Origin of the sequence: Sphingorhabdus contaminans, assembly GCF_007280415.1 — a bacterium.
Taxonomy (GTDB): Bacteria; Pseudomonadota; Alphaproteobacteria; order Sphingomonadales; family Sphingomonadaceae; genus Sphingorhabdus_B; species Sphingorhabdus_B contaminans.
In genome coordinates this window covers 1,089,335-1,108,237 of sequence record NZ_VKKU01000001.1, presented here as the reverse complement: position 1 = coordinate 1,108,237, position 18,903 = coordinate 1,089,335, and the positions used below count along the sequence as shown (strand labels likewise).

Annotated in this window: 15 protein-coding genes and 2 tRNA genes; 11 read left to right on the top strand and 6 right to left on the bottom strand. The window is 55.2% G+C overall.

Annotated features, from left to right (window positions below):
* The first annotated feature begins 9 nt into the window (after positions 1-9).
* The 4 genes from FOM92_RS05450 (at position 10) to FOM92_RS05435 (ending at position 6,538) form a co-directional block, all read left to right on the top strand.
* Positions 10-2,106: a sodium-translocating pyrophosphatase gene (locus FOM92_RS05450; RefSeq protein ID WP_143775761.1), complete on the top strand. Its 2,097-nt coding sequence runs from the start codon at positions 10-12 to the stop codon at positions 2,104-2,106.
* A 180-nt stretch (positions 2,107-2,286) separates the two neighbouring features.
* Positions 2,287-4,401 carry an alpha/beta hydrolase family protein gene (locus FOM92_RS05445; RefSeq protein WP_143775760.1) on the top strand — a complete coding sequence of 705 codons (2,115 nt, stop codon included), beginning with the start codon at positions 2,287-2,289 and terminating at the stop codon, positions 4,399-4,401.
* A gap of 119 nt (positions 4,402-4,520) precedes the next feature.
* On the top strand, positions 4,521-5,699 hold the full coding sequence (locus tag FOM92_RS05440; RefSeq protein ID WP_143775759.1) for a GNAT family N-acetyltransferase: 1,179 nt from the start codon (positions 4,521-4,523) through the stop codon (positions 5,697-5,699).
* Positions 5,696-6,538 carry a cupin domain-containing protein gene (locus FOM92_RS05435; protein ID WP_143775758.1) on the top strand — a complete coding sequence of 281 codons (843 nt, stop codon included), beginning with the start codon at positions 5,696-5,698 and terminating at the stop codon, positions 6,536-6,538. The genes FOM92_RS05440 and FOM92_RS05435 overlap by 4 nt, the downstream gene beginning before the upstream one ends.
* Positions 6,539-6,547: 9 nt before the next feature.
* Here FOM92_RS05435 and FOM92_RS05430 read toward each other — a convergent pair whose 3' ends face one another.
* Complete coding sequence (locus FOM92_RS05430) at positions 6,548-9,247, bottom strand: TonB-dependent receptor (protein ID WP_143775757.1); 2,700 nt, start codon at positions 9,245-9,247, stop codon at positions 6,548-6,550.
* Positions 9,248-9,428: 181 nt separating this feature from the next.
* On the opposite strand from FOM92_RS05430, the gene infA reads away from it, so the two are divergent.
* The 5 genes from infA (at position 9,429) to FOM92_RS05405 (ending at position 11,532) form a co-directional block, all read left to right on the top strand.
* Positions 9,429-9,647 (top strand): translation initiation factor IF-1, encoded by a 219-nt coding sequence (infA, locus tag FOM92_RS05425; RefSeq protein ID WP_125230427.1) that lies wholly within the window; start codon positions 9,429-9,431, stop codon positions 9,645-9,647.
* Between the two features lie 19 nt (positions 9,648-9,666).
* Positions 9,667-10,242 carry a Maf family protein gene (locus FOM92_RS05420; RefSeq protein ID WP_143776330.1) on the top strand — a complete coding sequence of 192 codons (576 nt, stop codon included), beginning with the start codon at positions 9,667-9,669 and terminating at the stop codon, positions 10,240-10,242.
* The gene (locus FOM92_RS05415) at positions 10,235-11,227 is read left to right on the top strand and encodes a ribonuclease E/G (protein ID WP_143775756.1); all 993 of its coding nucleotides are present in this window, start codon (positions 10,235-10,237) and stop codon (positions 11,225-11,227) included. Before FOM92_RS05420 ends, FOM92_RS05415 begins: the two co-directional genes overlap by 8 nt.
* Positions 11,211-11,390 (top strand): DNA gyrase inhibitor YacG, encoded by a 180-nt coding sequence (locus FOM92_RS05410; protein ID WP_143775755.1) that lies wholly within the window; start codon positions 11,211-11,213, stop codon positions 11,388-11,390. The genes FOM92_RS05415 and FOM92_RS05410 overlap by 17 nt, the downstream gene beginning before the upstream one ends.
* 67 nt (positions 11,391-11,457) lie before the next feature.
* Positions 11,458-11,532: transfer RNA gene (locus FOM92_RS05405), tRNA-Phe, on the top strand.
* Positions 11,533-11,676: 144 nt separating this feature from the next.
* Here the strand turns inward: FOM92_RS05405 and FOM92_RS05400 are convergent.
* Positions 11,677-14,253 carry a TonB-dependent receptor gene (locus tag FOM92_RS05400; protein WP_143775754.1) on the bottom strand — a complete coding sequence of 859 codons (2,577 nt, stop codon included), beginning with the start codon at positions 14,251-14,253 and terminating at the stop codon, positions 11,677-11,679.
* Positions 14,254-14,480: 227 nt separating this feature from the next.
* Between FOM92_RS05400 and FOM92_RS05395 the strand changes: the two genes are divergently transcribed.
* A complete protein-coding gene (locus tag FOM92_RS05395; RefSeq protein WP_143775753.1) occupies positions 14,481-14,621 on the top strand; it encodes a DUF2256 domain-containing protein in 141 nt (46 codons plus the stop codon).
* Positions 14,622-14,633: 12 nt separating this feature from the next.
* Here FOM92_RS05395 and FOM92_RS05390 read toward each other — a convergent pair.
* The 4 genes from FOM92_RS05390 to FOM92_RS05375 all read right to left on the bottom strand — a co-directional run bounded on the left by FOM92_RS05390 (position 14,634) and on the right by FOM92_RS05375 (position 18,098).
* A tRNA-Thr gene (locus tag FOM92_RS05390) sits at positions 14,634-14,709 on the bottom strand.
* Between the two features lie 20 nt (positions 14,710-14,729).
* Positions 14,730-15,626, bottom strand: a complete 897-nt coding sequence (locus FOM92_RS05385; protein WP_143775752.1) for a hypothetical protein — start codon at positions 15,624-15,626, stop codon at positions 14,730-14,732.
* On the bottom strand, positions 15,616-16,935 hold the full coding sequence (locus FOM92_RS05380) for a replication-associated recombination protein A (RefSeq protein WP_143775751.1): 1,320 nt from the start codon (positions 16,933-16,935) through the stop codon (positions 15,616-15,618). The genes FOM92_RS05385 and FOM92_RS05380 overlap by 11 nt, the downstream gene beginning before the upstream one ends.
* A complete protein-coding gene (locus FOM92_RS05375; RefSeq protein WP_143775750.1) occupies positions 16,935-18,098 on the bottom strand; it encodes a glycosyltransferase family 4 protein in 1,164 nt (387 codons plus the stop codon). The genes FOM92_RS05380 and FOM92_RS05375 overlap by 1 nt, the downstream gene beginning before the upstream one ends.
* A gap of 130 nt (positions 18,099-18,228) precedes the next feature.
* Between FOM92_RS05375 and FOM92_RS05370 the strand changes: the two genes are divergently transcribed.
* A complete protein-coding gene (locus tag FOM92_RS05370) occupies positions 18,229-18,897 on the top strand; it encodes an MOSC domain-containing protein (RefSeq protein ID WP_143775749.1) in 669 nt (222 codons plus the stop codon).
* Positions 18,898-18,903 lie beyond the last annotated feature (6 nt).

Sequence of the window (18,903 nt, the reverse complement as noted above, 5' to 3'; positions counted from 1 at the left end):
GGACATTTCATGTCTCTGACAGTAATCGCAATATTATGCGGGTTACTGGCCGTTGTGTACGGCTTTGTAACCAGTCGGCAGGTGCTTGGCGCATCTGCTGGAAATGAGAAAATGCAGGAAATCGCTGCAGCCATTCAGGAAGGCGCGCAGGCATATCTGGGTCGTCAATATCGTACGATTGCCGTCGTCGGCGTCGTCGTTGCGATTTTGGTCGCCCTGTTTTTGGGCGTGATTCCGACTATCGGCTTCGTGATCGGTGCCGTGCTCTCGGGCGTTGCAGGCTATATCGGGATGAATATCTCGGTTCGTGCCAACGTCCGCACGGCTGCCGCTGCGCAAACCGGTCTGCAAGCCGGTCTGACAATGGCGTTTCGTGCCGGTGCAATTACCGGCATGCTGGTCGCTGGTCTCGCCTTGCTCGCGATTGCCGTATTCTTCTGGTATCTGACAGATATTCGCGGCTTTGCACCAAATGACCGTGCCGTTGTCGATGCGCTGGTTGCATTGGCATTCGGCGCTTCGCTGATTTCGATCTTCGCACGTCTCGGCGGTGGTATCTTTACCAAGGCTGCAGACGTTGGCGCTGACCTTGTCGGCAAGGTTGAAGCTGGAATTCCGGAGGACGATCCACGCAACCCCGCCGTTATTGCGGACAATGTGGGCGACAATGTCGGCGATTGCGCTGGTATGGCTGCCGACCTTTTTGAAACCTATGTTGTGACCGTAGGCGCAACGATGGTGCTGATCGCATTGTTGGTAAAGGGCGTGACCGATACGGGTCTGTTCCTCAACCTGATGAGCCTTCCGCTCCTGATCGGTGGTGTTTGCGTTATCACCTCGATCATTGGGACCTATTTCGTTCGCTTGGGCGGCGGCACCAATGTCATGGGCGCGATGTACAAGGGCTTCCTTGTAACCGCGATCCTTTCGGTACCGGCAATCTGGTTCGCCATCAGCACCGCTTTGGGCGGCATGGAAGCAGATGTTGGCGGCTTTACCGGCCGTACTTTGTTCTATTGCTCGCTTCTCGGCCTTATCGTTACGGGGCTGATTATCTGGATTACCGAATATTATACCGGTACCAATTACCGTCCGGTGCGTTCGATTGCCAAAGCTTCGGAAACGGGTCACGGCACAAACGTTATCCAGGGGCTCGCAATCAGCCTTGAATCGACGGCTATGCCAACGATCGTCATCTGTGCTGGTATCGTGATCGCGTTCCAGTTGGCAGGCGTCATCGGTATTGCCTTTGCCGCAACCGCCATGTTGGCCTTGGCTGGTATGGTCGTGGCGCTGGACGCTTATGGTCCGGTTACCGATAACGCGGGCGGTATTGCCGAAATGGCAGGACTTGACGATTCCGTTCGTGAAAAGACCGACCATCTGGATGCCGTTGGAAACACCACAAAGGCTGTAACCAAGGGCTATGCTATTGGATCTGCCGGTCTGGCTGCGCTCGTCCTGTTCGCTGCTTACACCACCGACTTGCGTGAATTCTTCCCGGATCTGCAGGTCAATTTCAGCCTGGAAAACCCGTATGTAATTGTCGGGCTGTTGCTTGGTGCGCTTCTGCCGTACCTCTTCGGCGCCATGGGTATGACCGCTGTGGGACGTGCTGCCGGTGAAGTGGTGAAGGACGTTCGCGACCAGTTTGCGAACGACCCGGGCATCATGACCTATGCGTCCAAACCCAACTACGCCCGGACGGTTGACCTTGTGACCAAGGCCGCCATCAAGGAAATGATCATCCCGTCGTTGTTGCCGGTTTTGGCGCCAATTGCGGTGTACTTCATCATTACCTGGGTTGCCGGACAGTCCGAAGGCTTTGCTGCACTCGGCGCGCTGCTTCTTGGCGTGATCGTGGGTGGCCTTTTCGTCGCTATCTCGATGACCTCGGGCGGTGGCGCTTGGGATAATGCCAAAAAATATATCGAAGATGGCAATCATGGTGGCAAAGGTTCAGAAGCCCATAAGGCGGCTGTTACCGGTGACACGGTTGGCGATCCTTACAAGGATACTGCCGGCCCTGCCGTGAACCCCATGATCAAGATCACGAACATTGTGGCCTTGCTCCTGCTCGCTGCGCTGGCGCACGGCGGAATGTAAGCGGCACGCTTCGTAAAAGAGCCAAAAACCCCGCCGGAAGCGATTCCGGCGGGGTTTCTTTTTGTCAAAATTGCGCATGTTCCGCAAAAAGGCCCGTAATTATATTTCGTCCCGCTTGCGTCTCATTTTGTCCCGCTTATAACTCGATTCACAAACATTATTTGCCGGGGAGCAATATTGATGAAGAGCAAGATTTTGAGTGTGTTGCTTGCGGGTACTTTTTTGATGACGTCGACCGCCGTTGTGGCGGGTGAACAGGATTCGTCGACAAACACCGCTCTTTATGCCGCGCAAGCAGCAACGGGTAATGTTGATAGCCGGACTATCGTTGTCAAAGCACCTCGCGGTAAAGTCGACACGGCTGTATTCGGCAAGCGCCCCTTCATGCGGTCGCCCGTTTTGTCGCCGGATGGCACAAAAATCGCGGTCATGATGTCTAAAGATGGCGTCGATAATCTGGGCTACATCGATGTAACGAAACCCGGCTCGGCTCCCGTGTTCTTTGCGCAGGCAGAGGAGTTTCGCGAAGCAGGTGACCGCACCATCGGTTCGTGGCGCTTTGTCGGCAACAAGACGATTGTATTCACCGTTCTTTCGCGTGAAATTTTGGGCGGCACCCGTTCCGACGTTCGCCGTCTTGTGTCTTATGATCTGGAAACAAAGAAGGTAAGCCCACTTGCATGGGACGGTGCCGGCGGCGACGGCGCGACCATTTTGTTCATTGACGATGAAAATGAAAAACTCCTCGTGGAGCGCGATGTTCTGAAAGACATGAAATACAGCCCCAATCCCGAAGTGATCGAGGTTGAAGTACGCACTGGCAAGTTCAAAACCATCATGCGTCCCAATGTCGAAGTGGGCGGTTGGATCGTCGACGGTAAGGGCGTGGTTCGTGCCGGCGTTGGTGGTGATGGCGATAGCGGTAAGCAGCGCCTGATGTATCGTTCGGATGCGAACGGCACCATGAAAACCGTTGCCAACGAGGCGGATACAACTTTTACCGGCACGCAGATCGTTCCGGACATTTTCCTTGATGAACCCGACATGGCCTATGCCACCAGCAACAAGGACGGTTATCGCAAGGTATACAAGGTCAATCTGAAAACGATGCAAATCGTCGGCGAACCGATTTTCGGCGTCAAAGGTTATGACGTTGGCGGTTTGATTGCCAATGAGCAGCGCAACAACCTTGCCGGCGTGTCTTACACCAGCACACGCGATCGCACCCGCTGGTTTGACCCCCGCTTGGCTGAAGTGCAGAAACTGATGGATGAAGATTTCGGCAAAGGTAATGCCCAGATCATCTCTACCAACGATGGTGACACGAAAATCCTGCTCTATATCGCCAAGGTCAACGAACCTGGCGGCTATTATCTGTTCGACACCGAAACGGGCAATCTGAACCTGCTGGGCTGGTATCATCCGGTGTTGAAAGATTATGAGATGAATCCGATGGATTCCATCCGCTACAAGGCGTCGGATGGTATGGAGATCGAGGCGGTTGTGACCTATCCGCGCCATCGTCCACATCGCAAGAATTTGCCCGTCATTGTAATGCCACATGGCGGCCCGTTCGGTGTCCGGGACCAGGAGGAATTTGGTTTCTTCCCATGGCATCAGGCGATGGCTGAACTCGGTTATGTCGTTATTCAGCCCAATTACCGGGGCTCGGGCGGCTATGGTAAGGAGTTCGTCAAGGAAGGGCGTAAGCCCAATGGCTATGGTTTGCGGATGCAGGATGATTTGAACGATGTGCTGACCTGGTTCGGCCAATCGGGCTTGATCGATCCAAAACGCGCCTGCATCATGGGCTGGTCCTATGGCGGCTATGCCACCGCACGTGGTGCGCAGCGTGATCCCGATAAATGGAAATGCGCGATTGCAGGGGCGGGCGTCTATGATTTTCCGATGATGAAAGCCTATGATACACGCGCATTTGGCGATTTCGGTGCGAATTTCCAGGCAACCAGTAACGACCTGATCGGCATTTCGTCTGCACGGAATACCGATGGCCCATGGTCACCTATTTTGATTGTGGCTGGTCTGCGCGATGCCCGTATTCCGATTGAACAGTCGCGTACGCTTGTGTCGCGTCTGAAAAATTCCGGCAAGAAAGAAGGCGTCGATTTCCGCTATGTGGAACAGCCCAAGGGAACGCACAATCTTCCCTATGAAGATGTGCATATCGAGTGGCTGAAGGAAGCCGAAGCATGGGCCGAACGTTTCAATCCGGCCTATATTCCTTCGGACCCCGATAAAGCGCCGCCCGTATCGATGACGGTCGCATCGAAATAATCGTATAAGAAGCTAGTTTAAGGCCGTCCCCCTCGGGGCGGCCTTTTTCATGTCTCCATTAGCAATTTGTTTCCAGCTTGTTGCTAAGTCCGTACCCGTAATTCGGGGCAAGGGGCTACATGGCGACGCGGGCATTGCATGCCGTCAAAGGGGCAGGGGACATCCACCACCAGTTTTCGGGCTGGCGGACGGTGACCGATGCCGCGTTCATTTCCGCCTGGGATGATCTTGCCGCGCATGCGGCCGAACCCAATATTTTCTCGGAAAGCTGGTTCTTGCGTCCGGCGTTGGAACAATTCGACGCGATGGACAAGGTACGCCTGTTTACCCTTTGGGATGGCGATCAGCTATGCGGCCTGATGCCGTTGGCGACACTTCCCCGTTATGGCCGCTGGCCCATCCCCCATGTCCAGAATTGGCTTCATCACAATGCCTTTCTGGGCTCTCCTCTTGTTCGCAAAGGCTATGCAGACTGTTTTTGGCGAGAATTGCTGACAGGTCTCGATACGGACCCCGGACAAGCTCTGTTTTTCCACATCAACGGCCTGACCATCGGCGGTGAGGTCGCTCGCGCGCTGGAAGTCATCTGCGACGCGCAGCGCCGTCGATGTGCACTGGTCCAGCAAACCGACCGTGCGCTGCTGGAGCAAGGGCTGACACCCGCTGTTTATTATGAGCAGGCAGTGCGTTCCAAAAAGCGCAAGGAATTAAGACGCCAGAAGAACCGGTTGGCCGAAGAAGGCGCTTTGACCTTTACCCGCGATGACAGTTCTACCGGGCTTGCCGAATGGACCGAAGAATTTCTGGCACTCGAAAAGCGGGGATGGAAAGGGCGTAACGGTTCGGCCTTGGCAAGTTTTCCGGAAACACGTGCGCTTTTTTCGGAAGTCCTGGCGGGCGCGGCCGCGCTGGGTAAAGTCGAGCGGCTTGACCTTCGTCTGGAAGGACGACCGCTTGCCATGCTCGTAAACTTTCATTCGCCGCCCGGAAGCTTCTCGTTCAAAACGGCTTTCGACGAGGATTTTGCGCGCTACTCCCCCGGTGTGCTGTTGCAGATTGAAAATCTGGCCTTGCTTGACCGGGCCGATATCAAATGGTGCGACAGCTGTGCCGCCCAAGGGCACCCAATGATCGACAGTATCTGGACCGGCCGCCGCAGCATTGGGCGATATTCCATCGCCATCGGGGGTGCAGGCCGGCGAACGATATTCGGCGCTTTTCTGAAAGCCGAGCTTGCACGAAGCGCCGCACGCGAGGTTCAGGCCCCTCATATATCTGATTCCGGAGAAGAGTCATGACGGTCATTTTTGACACGGCAGCCCGCCGCACTTTTGCCGAAAATTATCCCGAGACCCCCCACATAGTGGCGCATAATATGCGCGATCATCCGTTGCTCACGCTTCCGTCTCTGGCTGTGTTAGGTGACGCATTACCACCGCAATCGGTGGAATATAACAAGGCGGACCTGCCCGTCGGGATCGATCCAGAGCTGGTTCCGGCGAATGGTTTGACCATCGGGGAAACGATACGCAGTGCGGAAACCAATGGAAGTTGGGCTGTTCTGAAAAATATCGAGCAGATGCCCGAATATGCCGCTCTGCTCATGGGGCTTCTTGCAGAATTGAAGCCGCATATCGAAAGCAAAACCGGACGGATGCTGAAGCCTCAGGGGTTCATCTTCGTTTCAAGCCCCAATGCGGTGACGCCTTATCATTTTGACCCCGAGCACAACATCCTGCTGCAACTGGTCGGAACCAAGGTGATGACGCAATTTCCAGCAGGTGACGCCCGGTACGCCCCGGATCAGACCCATGAAGCCTACCATACAGGTGGTCACCGTAACCTGATCTGGCACGATGATCTTGCCAGTGGAGGTACCGAATGGGCCCTATCGCCAGGGCAGGGGTTATTCGTGCCCGTTATGGCACCGCATTATGTCAAAAACGGTCCCACCGTTTCCATTTCCCTGTCGATTACATGGCGCAGCGACTGGAGCTTTGCCGAAGCCGATGCACGGGCATTTAACCATGTGCTCCGCAAGATAGGGTTGCGGCCAAAAGCGCCCGGACGGTTCCCGACGCAAAACAGGGCAAAGGCTATTGCATGGCGGGCACTGCGCAAATTGCGCAGCGCCTGAGTTCACGGCCTAAAAACGCTTTCGAAAGCTCAGCTCAAAAACCCGGCCGCGTGGATCAAGATATGCGGGCTGATATCCCAACGGTACATTGCCATTTTGATCCCGTACATCGATGACATCGTTCAGGATGTTATCGATACGCAATGTGATGCGGCTGCCTTTCAGAAAAGGCATGGCCTTTATGACGCGCGCTTGCTGATCCAGATTGACGAACAAAAACGCGTTGATAGCGGCAAGGTCGCTAAACCTTAGGTCGGTGCTTCCGGGCAGGCCTGTGCCATCGGCCGTTGTCCCACTTTTGTAAGTTCCTTGCAGACGCAGGCCAAAGCCTTTGTGGAACACGCCGCCGGATAACTCGATCTCGTGCCGTGATGCACCGCCGTTACTGCTGACCGCCGATCCATTCAGCAAATCGAGTACCGGAACGCCGGGGCGGATGAGTATTTCCTCCTCAATACGATATGTATGGTAAAGCGCGAGGTTCCACCGGCTTGGCATTCCGCCGCCGGGACCAAAGCCGCCTCCTCCACCAAAGCCGCGACCGCCGCCGCCACCGCGTGGGCCGCCTGCACCGGGCGGACGTCCGCCGCCGGGGCCACCTGCTGCCGGCGGACCGCCCATGGGGCCCCGGCCTTGTGGCTGGCTGCCGATACCACCTGATACGTTGAAGCCCCAACGGATCCGCTGCGATTTTTCCTGGTCAAAATTCACTGGTCGCTGGTCAATACTCAGCAACTGGCCGTTGGCATCCCGCGTGACCCGACCGGGGAAAGCCGCCTCGATTTCCGGAGTAAGCAACGGAAAGTTCGCGGTCGTATTTCGGCTGTTGTTTCTGAAATAGCTGACCTGCAACCCGAAATCCTTGATGAATGTCGGGTTCCAGTTGGCATTCAGAATGAGATCGCGGCGCTTTTCGCCGACAAGAGCAGGGTTGCCCCCGCTCAGCACGGTAATGAAGGAGCTTTGACCGGTAGCAAAATCAAAGGTGGCGACATTGGGCGTAACCAAGAGCGGATTACCCAATTGACCAATGCCCGGTGCATTTTCGTCTCCGGTGATCGACGCTTGAAAAGTCAGATTTTTTGCCGGTGACCAGCGGAGACCAGCGCCATATTCTGTAAGACGGCCGAAATCGGACAGGTCACTGAACCCGATATTGCCGTTGATCGCCCATTCACCGATGATACGGCCCAGACCGAAATCGCGTCCGGTCAGCGGCAGTTCGGCATTTACCGAATGATTGATGATGTTACGGCGCAATGCGACATCGGTTACGACGCCCTGCCTGTAGGTATCGCTGTCCAGCATTTGGCGGGTAAACCCGGATGCAAATGTCATCTGCGCTTCGCCAGCGGGTAATGTGAAAGGCGATCCGGCGATTGTACTTCTTGTATCGATATTCTGGACAAGGCTGCTTGCCAGATCCGGCGCCAAAAAGACCAGATCATTCCCGAAATCCGCTGCGAAAGGGTTTGCGGTCCCTGCAAGGACCGCGGCACGCAGGCCGGCAAAGTCCACGTTGCGGGTTGTGCGGGTTTCACTGTCGGTCCGCGAATAATTGCCGGTAACCGTCCACCGCCAGCCGCCAATCAGATGATTTAATGTGCCGCCGGTTTGGAACAGATGTGTCTCGCTTTCCCTTTCCAAAGGACGTGGCGTATCGAAGTAACGGCTGACCGTCACATCCGTACCAAAGGGTGAAAAGGCACTTGTCCCGGGAAGGACAAAGCTTGCGCCTGGCAACCCCAGAAGGGATCTGCTGCCGTTGAGAGCATAGTTGGCATTGATCGATACCACCGACTGCGGCCCCAGCGACCTGCTCCATGTTCCATTTACTTCAAGCCGTTCCGTCTCGGGCAACAGCGTACGGACTTCGCCAATATTGCCATCATTTAACCGTCCGGCTGTCGATGCGAACTGGGAAAGGCTGGGGTTGGCAATTCCTGTCGGGACACCTGCCTGTGTGACGATACTGCCTGCGAGCGCCGATAGAGCCGGCGAAATCTCGCCATTGACGCCAAGTCCGCTGATGTTACCACCCCGGGCGAGTAAGGAACTGTCTGCCGGAATCAGGTCACGCTCATTTTCTGTCAAACGCGTCTGCCGTTCGATTTGCACATCGAGATTGATGCGCGTTTTGGCCCCGATCCGGGTCAGGGTTGCCTCAAATTCATTGGTGGCAAATCCGCCATCTTCAGGCTGGGCATGCTCCACTTCCATTGCAAATGAGGAAAAATTGTCCTTCAGGATGAAGTTGATTACGCGCTGGTCAGGGCGAAACCCGTATTTCAGGGCAACTTCTTCCGGAAAGATCTGCACCTGCTTTACCGCTTCAGGGGGAAGGTCGCGTAACTCCCGGAAACCCGAAATGCGTTGGCCGTTCAGCAATATAACGGGCTGCCCGCCGCCACGTCCGCGTCCCGAATTTGTCTGTGGCGAAACAGCGGCAACGAGGTCTGTCAGCGATGACGCGCCCACAGCGGCGATATCTGCTTCATTCAACTCTTCAACGGGCGGTACGTCCGTATCCACTGATCCTCGGATGCGTTCGGCGATTACAACGATTTCGTTTGATGCATTTTCTTCGCTCTGCTCTTCCTCGGCAATGTCCATACCGACGGTGCTGCCGACGGGCTGTTCTTCCGTCGCAGCAATTGCGGGCATTGCCGTTGAAGCAAGTAATAGGGCGCTTAGGGGGATGATACGCATGGGGGAGAAACTCTATTCTTGATATTGTTTTCAGTGTTCATAGACTTCTGGATAATGGACGGAAGCTGAACTTTGTCATAATTTGTCGCAATACGGCTTTTGTGCGGTGCCTCTTTCCTTTTACGCGCAGACAAGCTAAGGGCGCTGCAACATTAGAATTTCAAGCATTTTAAGGGGCCGAATGGCAAAAGAAGAATTACTCGAAATGCGTGGCACGGTACGCGAATTGCTGCCCAACGCCATGTTTCGTGTCGAGCTGGAAAATGGCCATGAAGTCTTGGGCCATACCGCAGGCAAAATGCGCAAGAACCGCATCCGCGTTTTGGTGGGTGACGAAGTTTTGTGCGAACTTACACCTTATGATCTGACCAAGGGCCGGATCACTTACCGCTTCAAATAAGGCGGCGCAGACCTTGGGTCTGGACCCCAAACTTGTACTGGCCTCGTCCAGCCCGCGTCGGCGGGACTTGCTCGCGCGTCTCGGCGTCGTTCCGGATCGGATAGCATCGCCCGACATCGACGAAAATCCACGCAAAGGCGAAGTGCCGCGCGTTTATGCCCTTCGGATGGCAGAAGAAAAAGCTGTAGCCGTCGTGCGCCATGCAGGCGAAATCGTGGTCGCGGGTGATACGACTGTCGCGGTCGGGCGCAGGATTTTGCCACAAGCCGCGGATGCCGAAATGCAGCGCGGATTTCTCGAACTGCTTAGTGGACGACGGCACCATGTTTTGAGTGCTGTTGCGGTTATAGATGCGGAAGGTCGCCTGCGTAGCCGGATCTGTGACACTGTTGTTCGATTCAAGCGCCTCGGCGAAGACGAAATCAAGCACTATGTCGACTGCGGCGAAGGGCTTGGCAAGGCGGGCGGCTATGCCATTCAGGGCAGGGCGGAAGCGCTGATTGACTGGATGGCAGGTAGCCATTCCGGCGTGATCGGATTGCCGCTTTACGAAACCCGCGCGCTTTTGCGGGCATCGGGATATCCCCTTGATTGAAATCTGGACCGATACGGCCCCGGGTGAACGGCGGGCGGCTCTGGTTGAAAATGGTAAAATTGTCGAAATTCACCTTCAGCGCGACCTCCGGCCTATTTTAGGGCAGCAGGCAACGGGACGTCTGGATCGAAAAACGCCTGCGGGTGGCTATATAATAGACGGTTCCGGTCGTGAGCTGTTGATACGGAAATCTGTCGGTTCATCCGAAGGTGCCTACCTCTCTTATGAGATAACCCGCGAAGAAATTGCTGAACCCGGACGCCTTAAACCGGCAGAGGCGAAACAGGTCGAATCCCTCGTTGCGCAAGCCGATCCGGATCAGTTATGGAACAGGCGTCTGGCTATGCTCGCGGCCGAGGCCGAGCCGGAACCAAAGATTCTCGATGACTTGTTCGATGTTGCGTTGGCGGGCCATTCTGTTGCGGGTAACGCCATCGTGCATTTCCAACGCACGAAAGCGGGGCTTGTTTTCGATATCGACGGAACAGGTGATCCATTCGCACTCAATAGTGCCGCCGCCAGTGAAATTGCGCGGCTGTTGCGCCTGTTTCAGATTGGCGGAATGGTGATGATCGATTTCGTGGCAATGGAATCAAAGGCAAAGCGGCAGGAGGTCGCAGAACAGTTTGACGCGGCATCCGCCGCTGACAGAAGGTCATTTGAGCGCAGCGCTATAAACGGCTTTGGTTTGATGCAGGTTGTTCGCAGCCGGCCTCGTCCATCTGTGCTGGACCAGATCTTTGGCACATCGATCCGTGCCCTGTCCGACGAGACAAAGGCGCTTTGGCTTTATCGGGATGTGGCGCGGTCCAAAGGTTTTGGAATTCGCACGGTCACCGCGAGCACTGCAGTGGCAACCTTGATGCTGTCGGCGGAATGGCAAACAGTCCGGGCGCAGTGCGAACGGTTGGCCGGGGCTGCTGTCACCGTCATTGCAGACGAAAAATGCAGCGGCTATGGGCATGTGCATGTCGCGCAGAGCTAATCAGTGTCCTCTTTGCAATAAGCCGCAAAATCCCGATTTTCGGCCTTTTTGCAGTCAGGGATGTAAGGATCGCGATCTGCTGAAGTGGCTTGACGAAGGATATCGGGTGCCCGGTCCGCCCGCGGATTATGAAGATAGTATAGATAGCTTTTCACAAGACTGATTTTGCGCTTGCCAAGGGGTATATCGCGTCTCTATAGGCTGCGCTCCCACGCGGTTTTTGCCGTGTAGCCCGAGTAGCTCAGGGGTAGAGCAGCGGATTGAAAATCCGCGTGTCGGTGGTTCAAATCCGCCCTCGGGCACCACTTTTCCGGTGTCTCAATCAACGCAATATATATGCCTGATCGCGGCTGCGATCCGGTGTGTGTTGCTGCGTCCCAATTGAAGTAGGCAAAGAAAAAGCCGGAGCAGCATGGCTGCCCCGGCATTCTCCCCTCCAGAGTTAAGCTTTAGAACTTGAACTTGGCCGACGCGCCGTAGAAACGCGGTGGCGGCGGATAGCCCGAAAGGCTTCCCGATTGTGCCACAGATGCGAAGATAACAGGGTTATACTTCGGCTCGGTCAGGTTACGGCCCCACAGGCTGAGCTCAAGTCCGTTCTCCATGGCAAAAGACACCGATGCGTTGAGCGATTCGATGGCTGCCTTGAAAGGTAGACCTTGCGCAATCTGGTAGGCGCTATTGAGCTGGTAATCCGAGTGCAGCACCAGCCTGTTTCCGCCACCGACTTCGATATTATAGGTGCCGCCAACAGAGACACTGTGCTTCGAGATGCCGGTCGGTGTGCGTCCGGTCAGATCGGTGGGCACAATATTGTTGGTCGCGTTGAATGCGGAACCGCCGGTGAACTTGTCAAACTTGGGATCCAGATAGGTATAGGAAACGGTGAAGTTCAGATCGCGAGTTGGCGAGATCGTCGCATCAATTTCCATACCCCGTGTCGATTGCTTTTCCGCATTACCAAGCACAAAGCCTGTGCCCGAGAATACGTTGCTCTGGAAACCTTTCAAAACTTGCTTGAACAGGGCCAGATTGAAGCCAAATCCGTCGAACTGACCTTTCAGACCGAGTTCGTACACGACCGCATCTTCAGGACCTGCAAAACGCGTACCTGTGGTGAGGTTGTTCAGAGCCAGACCGGCGCTGCGGATCGGCGATGCTGCAGGTGCAGGAACCTGGGCGGGCGAACCGGGAATAAAGTCGGTCGGGAAGGGACGGCTGTCGGTCGACAGGTTGAAGGAGGTTGCCTTGAAACCTGTCGCGTAGGTGATGTAGCCGCTGATCCGGTCACTGAACTTATAGTTCGCACGCAGAGTGTAGGACAGATCGCTATCGCGTGTCTTGCCGCTTTCTACTGCGTTCGGGAAGTTCAGGAAGGCTGGCAAAAACTGCAACGGACGGAAGCCAAGGAACGGGTTGCAGGTTCCTGCTGGTGCTCCGGTTGTACAGGGCGTGGTCCGCGGGAACAGGGCCGTGGTTTGTCCCGGGAATGTTCCGGCAGGAATAGTCCCTGGAATACCCGCATTTGCGGCAGTCTGGATCAGATCGATTGTGGAGAAAGTATCCGTCGTGGAGTTGTTCGACGCAACGGCCTTCCGGTCTTTGGTGTAGTTAAATCCACCGGTCAGAGTGAGACCATCCGTCAACTCCAGATCGACTTGTCCAAAAATCGACCAGGCCGTGTTTTTGTAATCGAAATTCTCGAACCGGCCGAGACCTTGTGAACCGAACGGTGCGACCGTCGCCGGAATGCCATTGAGAAGGCGCAGAAGCGGTTCGTTTGCAATATAGGCGCCACCGCTCAATAGGTTGGCATAGTTGCGGAAATCGCGGCCAAAGAGAAGCTGCGACTGGATGTCGATATCTTCTTTGAAGTAGAAACCGCCGAGCAGGAAGTTGAACATGCCATCGAAATCGGATGCGACGCGCAGTTCCTGCGTATAGGTATTGATGGCGGTATCAGCCTGGTTGTTACCGATCAGGTCAGCGCTGGTGAAATCCGAGTCCTGATTTGTAAACGACCGTACGGCACGATAGGCGCTGATGCTGGTGAGTGAAATAGCATCAGTCAGGTCCCAATCAACCTGACCGGAAAAACCGTAGTTTTTGATATTGTTGACGGATTCGAAGTTCTGGAAAGTTTCATGGCTGAAAGGATCGTTGCGGTCGATATTGCCGCCCAAGGCTGCAATCGCAGCACCCGTGGGGCCATTGAAGACGTTGGCAACGCCGCAGCAGATTTCGTTGATCTTGTCATAATCTGCAATCAGACGAACTTTAACAAGGTCGCTGGGCTCCCACAAAATCTGGCCACGAACGCCCCAACGGTTGCGATCGTTCGACTTGGTGCCGAGATTGACCACATCCACATAGCCATCACGCTTGTTGTAATTGCCTTCAAGGCTGACGGCGAGGGTATCGGCAATCGGGCCGGTGACATTGGCTTTCACAACCAGGGCGTCATAATTGCCGTATGAAACTTCTACGCCGCCGCCAAATTCAAACTGCGGTTCTTTGGTGACGATGCTGATGATACCAGCAGATGCGTTCTTGCCGAAAAGGGTCGACTGCGGACCGCGCAGCACTTCCACGCGCTGAATATTGGCCAAGTCACCAATCTGGGCGGCTGAGCGCGAGCGGTAGACACCGTCAATGAACACGCCGACCGACGGCTCGATGCCCGAGTTGTTGGCACCGTTACCGAAGCCGCGAATAATGAAGTTGGTATTTGCCGAGCTTTGCAGCTGGCCAACCTTTAGAGACGGAACGAGAGTTTGCAGGTCGATCAGGTCGCGTACTTGCGAGCGTTCAATTGTTTCTGCACTGGTGACCGAAACGGAAATCGGCACATCTTGCAATGTTTGCTCACGCTTTGTTGCGGTGACGATGATGACGTCATCTTCCGAAGCTTCTTCTTCGGCCTGTGGCGCAGTGTCCTGCGCATGTGCAATGGTCCCCAACCCAAGCGAAGCGATGCTGATGGTGGACAGCATGGTCGCTTTGATCAACCTATTTCCCAATTTCATAATCTCTCTCCTGTTAAACTTTTTTGCCGGTATTCCGGCTTTTCTTGGGGATGTTTATTTTTTATCGCCCCCAGCATCCCTCTGAGCTGCCAAGAAGCATTGATGATTTAATAACCGCACAAATGCTGCGCAGCAAATATTAGTTTGCCGCGTAAAAATATTGTTGAAAGTGCGATAAAAATGATACGCTTGCGTTAACCAAGTCACGGGGAAAAGGCAGCATTTGAATGCCGAAAATGGTACGGAAATCTGACCTGCCCCAAAAGATATGCGCGGCGTGCCAAAAGCCGTTTGCATGGCGCAAAAAATGGGCGAAGGACTGGGAAAATGTCCGCTATTGTTCGGATCGGTGCCGTCGGGCGCGATAGTGTCGGGAAATGTGGTGCCGGCTACAGGATTCGAACCCGTGGCCCCCTGATTACAAATCAGGTGCTCTACCAACTGAGCTAAGCCGGCACGCTGAGCGCCCCTTAGCCTCAAATAACGCCAAAGGTCCAGCCCTCAGTTCGCGCAATGTGCGGATTCAAGGGTTCGGGGGTCCAGAAAGACGTATTTCCGGCATTTTGGCGTAACCAGGCTGCGGTCAGGATCGCGTCGGTAGCGTGATCCGTATAGCGGGATAGCGGCCTGTGGGGCTTGCAACCCAGCGTTGCGAGCGCGGAATCCAGGCCATTTGCATCCCTGATCTTGCTTAACCCCTTGCGCAAACCCGAAGCGCGCGCGGCAATCTGCGTATAGATTTCGACAATTTGCGGCCCCTTTTCGGAAAGAGGGTCAAATGGCCAGACAGGATGCCGTGACCCCACCATGTGCAGAAACCGCATACCTGCAAAGCTGGCCTTCGCGACTTGTGCTGCGCCAACCGCATCATAGACCGTAGAGGGCTTTCCGCCGCCTTGCGCGTTGTAATGGGCTTCGCACCGGCGAAGATGCATATATTGTGCTTTGGCACCATCGGCTGCGCCGAGATAGAAATGTTTGCGGTGATGGATTTCCAGAAACGATGCGGCACCCAGATCCGGGTCGGAACAAAGTGAATCGACATATTTCCAGAATTCCCGCGCCGTTTCCGGCACGTTTTCGCCCGGCAAATAGCTGCCGCGCTCCACCAGAGGAGGCGCGAAACTGAAGTCGAAACCGATCAGAAGGTCATCGTCCTGCGCCAGAAGCCATTGCGCAACCCCGTTTCGCGACCAGTATTTTCCGGGCGGGTCAATCAACACCGGCGCCTCGGTCCCTTTCCCGCAAATGGCAAGGGCAATGCCCGAATGGGAATCACCCTTTGCACCAGACCAGTCAACGCAAGCGAAGCGGGTATAGGTTCGATTAAATGCTGCACTTTTGCTGCGCAGTAATTCGGTCTCACCCGCCATTGTTGTTGATGCTTTTCCTTAAATTTTCCCAATAGTTAAGGCGCTCAATGACCTTACGTTCAAAGCCGCGCTCGACAGGTTGGTAAAGGGACGCCGGCTTGACCTCCTCCGGCCAATAATTTGCACCGGAAAATCCTTCATCCGCATCATGGTCATAGGCATATCCTTTGCCATAGCCGATATCCTTCATCAGCTTGGTAGGAGCATTCAGGATGTGCGCAGGCGGCATCAGGGATCCTGTCTCCCTTGCCAACTTCCATGCAGCCTTTTGGGCCTTATAAGCCGAATTGGATTTGGGGGCCGTTGCCAGATACAGACAGGCCTGAACGATCGCCAGTTCGCCCTCCGGACTGCCGAGAAATTCATAGGCGTCTTTCGCCGCCAGACATTGGACAAGTGCCTGCGGGTCGGCAAGGCCGATATCCTCGCTCGCGAAGCGGACGAGACGGCGCAGGACATAGAGCGGCTCCTCACCCGCCACGAGCATGCGCGCCATCCAGTATAGCGCAGCCTGGGGATCTGACCCGCGAAGGCTTTTATGGAGTGCGGATATAAGATTATAATGCCCTTCACGATCCTTGTCATAAACCGGCATTCGTTTTTGCAGCAACGCCGCCATACCCGCAGGATCGAGGGGATTTTCCACATATATGGAAAACAAGGTGGAGGCCTGATTCAGCAAGAACCGTCCATCTCCATCAGCGCTTGAGATCAGTGCAGACCGGGCGTCCTCGGTAATCGGCAATTTCCGCTGTTCTGCAGCTTCCGCACGGTCAAGTAATGTTCCCAGCGCCTCATCGTCCAGCCGGCGCAGTACCATCACCTGTGTACGGGACAATAATGCCGCATTCAGCTCAAAAGACGGATTTTCTGTAGTAGCACCGACCAGTGTCACGACGCCACTTTCGACAAATGGCAAAAAGCCGTCCTGCTGGGCACGATTGAAACGGTGGATTTCGTCAACAAACAAGAGCGTCTGTTTGCCCGTGCGTGCCATCGTTTCCGCTTCGGCAAAAGCCTTCTTCAGATCGGCGACACCCGAAAACACAGCCGATATCGGCTTGTAGTGCATTCCAACCGCATCTGCGAGCAGGCGGGCAATGCTGGTTTTTCCTGTGCCTGGTGGCCCCCACAATATCATGGATGACAAGGTGCCGGCCGCAACCATCCGTCCGATTGCGCCGTCAGGCCCCGTCAAATGCTCCTGACCAATGACCTCGCCAAGCGATGCAGGGCGCAGGCGGTCGGCAAGTGGCGCATTTGCCTTTGGGATTTCCTGTTGCTCTTGAGATCCGAACAGATCGGACATTATGCGGCCATGGCGCGTGCTGCCCGCTGCCGTATGAGGCGTACATAAGTGTCTGCAACGGTCTGGTTGATGGCGTCCCAGCTATATTCGAGGGATCTTTGTTCGCCGACCGAACCATGTTTCAGGCGCAGTTCCTTATCGGTGCAATATATCTGAAGCACGTCAGCAAACTGGTTAATGGCGCCCGGAAGAATGAGGCGACCGGACATCTTGTCTTCTACAAGGCTTTGGCTGCCGGTGGCCTTTGCCGCTACGACGGGAAGGCCGCATGCCATGGCCTCAAGCGTCACATTGCCAAATGTTTCGGTAACGCTGGGGTTGAAGAGTACATCCATCGCAGCAACCGCACGACCGAGATCAGCGCCCCCCTGAAAACCAACAAACCGGGCATGTGGCAAGCGGCTTTCAAACCACCCGCGGGCCGGGCCTTCGCCGATAACCATGACCTGATGCGCCACCTGACGCCGGTTGAGCAAATCAATGGTATCTGAAAATACGTCCAGGCCCTTTTCCATGACCAGTCTGCCGAGGAAGCCGATGACAGGCAGCTCGTCGGACAGCCCTTGTGATCGCCGCCAGTCGAGGTCGCGGCGCTGGGGATTGAAAATCTCCCGATCCACACCCCGGGACCAGATATCGATATCATAATTCATGCGTTGCTCACGCAGGACCTGGGCAAAGCTTTCCGAAGGGGCCACAAGCGCGTCACATTTGCGATACAGCCGTCGCAGCCATGCTTCGACCAGAGGCTCTGCGAACGACATATTATAGTAGCGAAAATAGGTTTCGAAGCGCGTGTGTACAGAGCACAGGACCGGCAGGTTCCGCTTGCGCGCCCATTTGGCGGCTTGCCGCGCAACCCGGTCAGGGCTTGAAATATGAATAACATTGGGCGCGAACTGCGCCAGGTCACGTTTGACTTTGGGTGAAAGTGACAAGGGTATGCGATATTCCGGGCGGTTGGGAATGGCCATGGACGGTACACTGACCAAATCGCCGGTCGGCGGAAAAGCAGGGTTTTCAACCGTCGGGGAATAGACGCGCACATGGGCGCCCTGACGTAACAGATAGCCAACCAAACGGTTTAACGCCTGGTTCGCGCCATCGCGGACATAATTATAATTGCCGCTGAACAGCGCAATGCGGAGATTGCTCATTTGCATCGTTGGGCTTTTAGCTACCGCTTTCCGGATTGCCAATCCGCAACATTATTTTCCTTCCCATGCCCAGGTCCTGACCCTTGCACAGCCAATTGGAGTTTTGGTTTAACGCTTTGCCCGCTATCACGGTGGGATGATATTGAGCCAAATAGACAGCCTGCTGATCGGTGGACCGAAAGATTTTCGCGCAGACGGAACGAAAAGCGCGATGGCGCGCGAAGCGGTTGATCGTCCGGTAATGCTACGGAAACTCGGCTTTGAAGGGGATAAGGTAGCTGACCCGACAGTGCACGGCGGCGTTGACAAGGCTGTGCACTTTTATCCGGCGGAACATTATCCCAAATGGATCGCCCACTTCGCAGAGCAGGGAATGGCACATCCGCTATTGGAAAAAGCGGGCGCTTTCGGCGAAAATATCAGTGCATCGGGGCTCACCGAAGATAAGGTTCGCATTGGCGACCGGTTCCGTATCGGCAAAGCGGTTGTGGAGATTTCGCAAGGGCGTCAACCTTGCTGGAAAATCGACCATCATTTTTCGGTTCATGGACTTTCCGCACTGGTTATCAATACCGGACGATGCGGCGGTTACTTCCGGGTCATCGAAGGGGGCGAGGTCGCCCCGTTCGACCGGATTGAACAGATCGAACAGGCACCACATGACTGGACCATCGACCGCGTATTTCATCTTTTGATCGGCGGCGGACATCGTGCGCCGGATGCCGCAAATGCACTGAAGGAATTGCGGGACCTATCGTCACTTGCGGAGAATTGGCGGGGCAGGGCGGCAAAGCTCGCCCCTTAAACCCCC

What these genes read in the sequence shown, in the direction of transcription:
- FOM92_RS05450 (WP_143775761.1), top strand. Translation starts at nt 10, where the DNA reads ATGTCTCTGACAGTAATCGCAATATTATGCGGGTTACTGGCCGTTGTG.
- FOM92_RS05445 (WP_143775760.1), top strand. Translation starts at nt 2,287, where the DNA reads ATGAAGAGCAAGATTTTGAGTGTGTTGCTTGCGGGTACTTTTTTGATG.
- FOM92_RS05440 (WP_143775759.1), top strand. Translation starts at nt 4,521, where the DNA reads ATGGCGACGCGGGCATTGCATGCCGTCAAAGGGGCAGGGGACATCCAC.
- FOM92_RS05435 (WP_143775758.1), top strand. Translation starts at nt 5,696, where the DNA reads ATGACGGTCATTTTTGACACGGCAGCCCGCCGCACTTTTGCCGAAAAT.
- FOM92_RS05430 (WP_143775757.1), bottom strand. Translation starts at nt 9,247, where the DNA reads ATGCGTATCATCCCCCTAAGCGCCCTATTACTTGCTTCAACGGCAATG.
- infA (WP_125230427.1), top strand. Translation starts at nt 9,429, where the DNA reads ATGGCAAAAGAAGAATTACTCGAAATGCGTGGCACGGTACGCGAATTG.
- FOM92_RS05410 (WP_143775755.1), top strand. Translation starts at nt 11,211, where the DNA reads ATGTCGCGCAGAGCTAATCAGTGTCCTCTTTGCAATAAGCCGCAAAAT.
- FOM92_RS05400 (WP_143775754.1), bottom strand. Translation starts at nt 14,253, where the DNA reads ATGAAATTGGGAAATAGGTTGATCAAAGCGACCATGCTGTCCACCATC.
- FOM92_RS05395 (WP_143775753.1), top strand. Translation starts at nt 14,481, where the DNA reads ATGCCGAAAATGGTACGGAAATCTGACCTGCCCCAAAAGATATGCGCG.
- FOM92_RS05385 (WP_143775752.1), bottom strand. Translation starts at nt 15,626, where the DNA reads ATGGCGGGTGAGACCGAATTACTGCGCAGCAAAAGTGCAGCATTTAAT.
- FOM92_RS05380 (WP_143775751.1), bottom strand. Translation starts at nt 16,935, where the DNA reads ATGTCCGATCTGTTCGGATCTCAAGAGCAACAGGAAATCCCAAAGGCA.
- FOM92_RS05375 (WP_143775750.1), bottom strand. Translation starts at nt 18,098, where the DNA reads ATGCAAATGAGCAATCTCCGCATTGCGCTGTTCAGCGGCAATTATAAT.
- FOM92_RS05370 (WP_143775749.1), top strand. Translation starts at nt 18,229, where the DNA reads ATGATATTGAGCCAAATAGACAGCCTGCTGATCGGTGGACCGAAAGAT.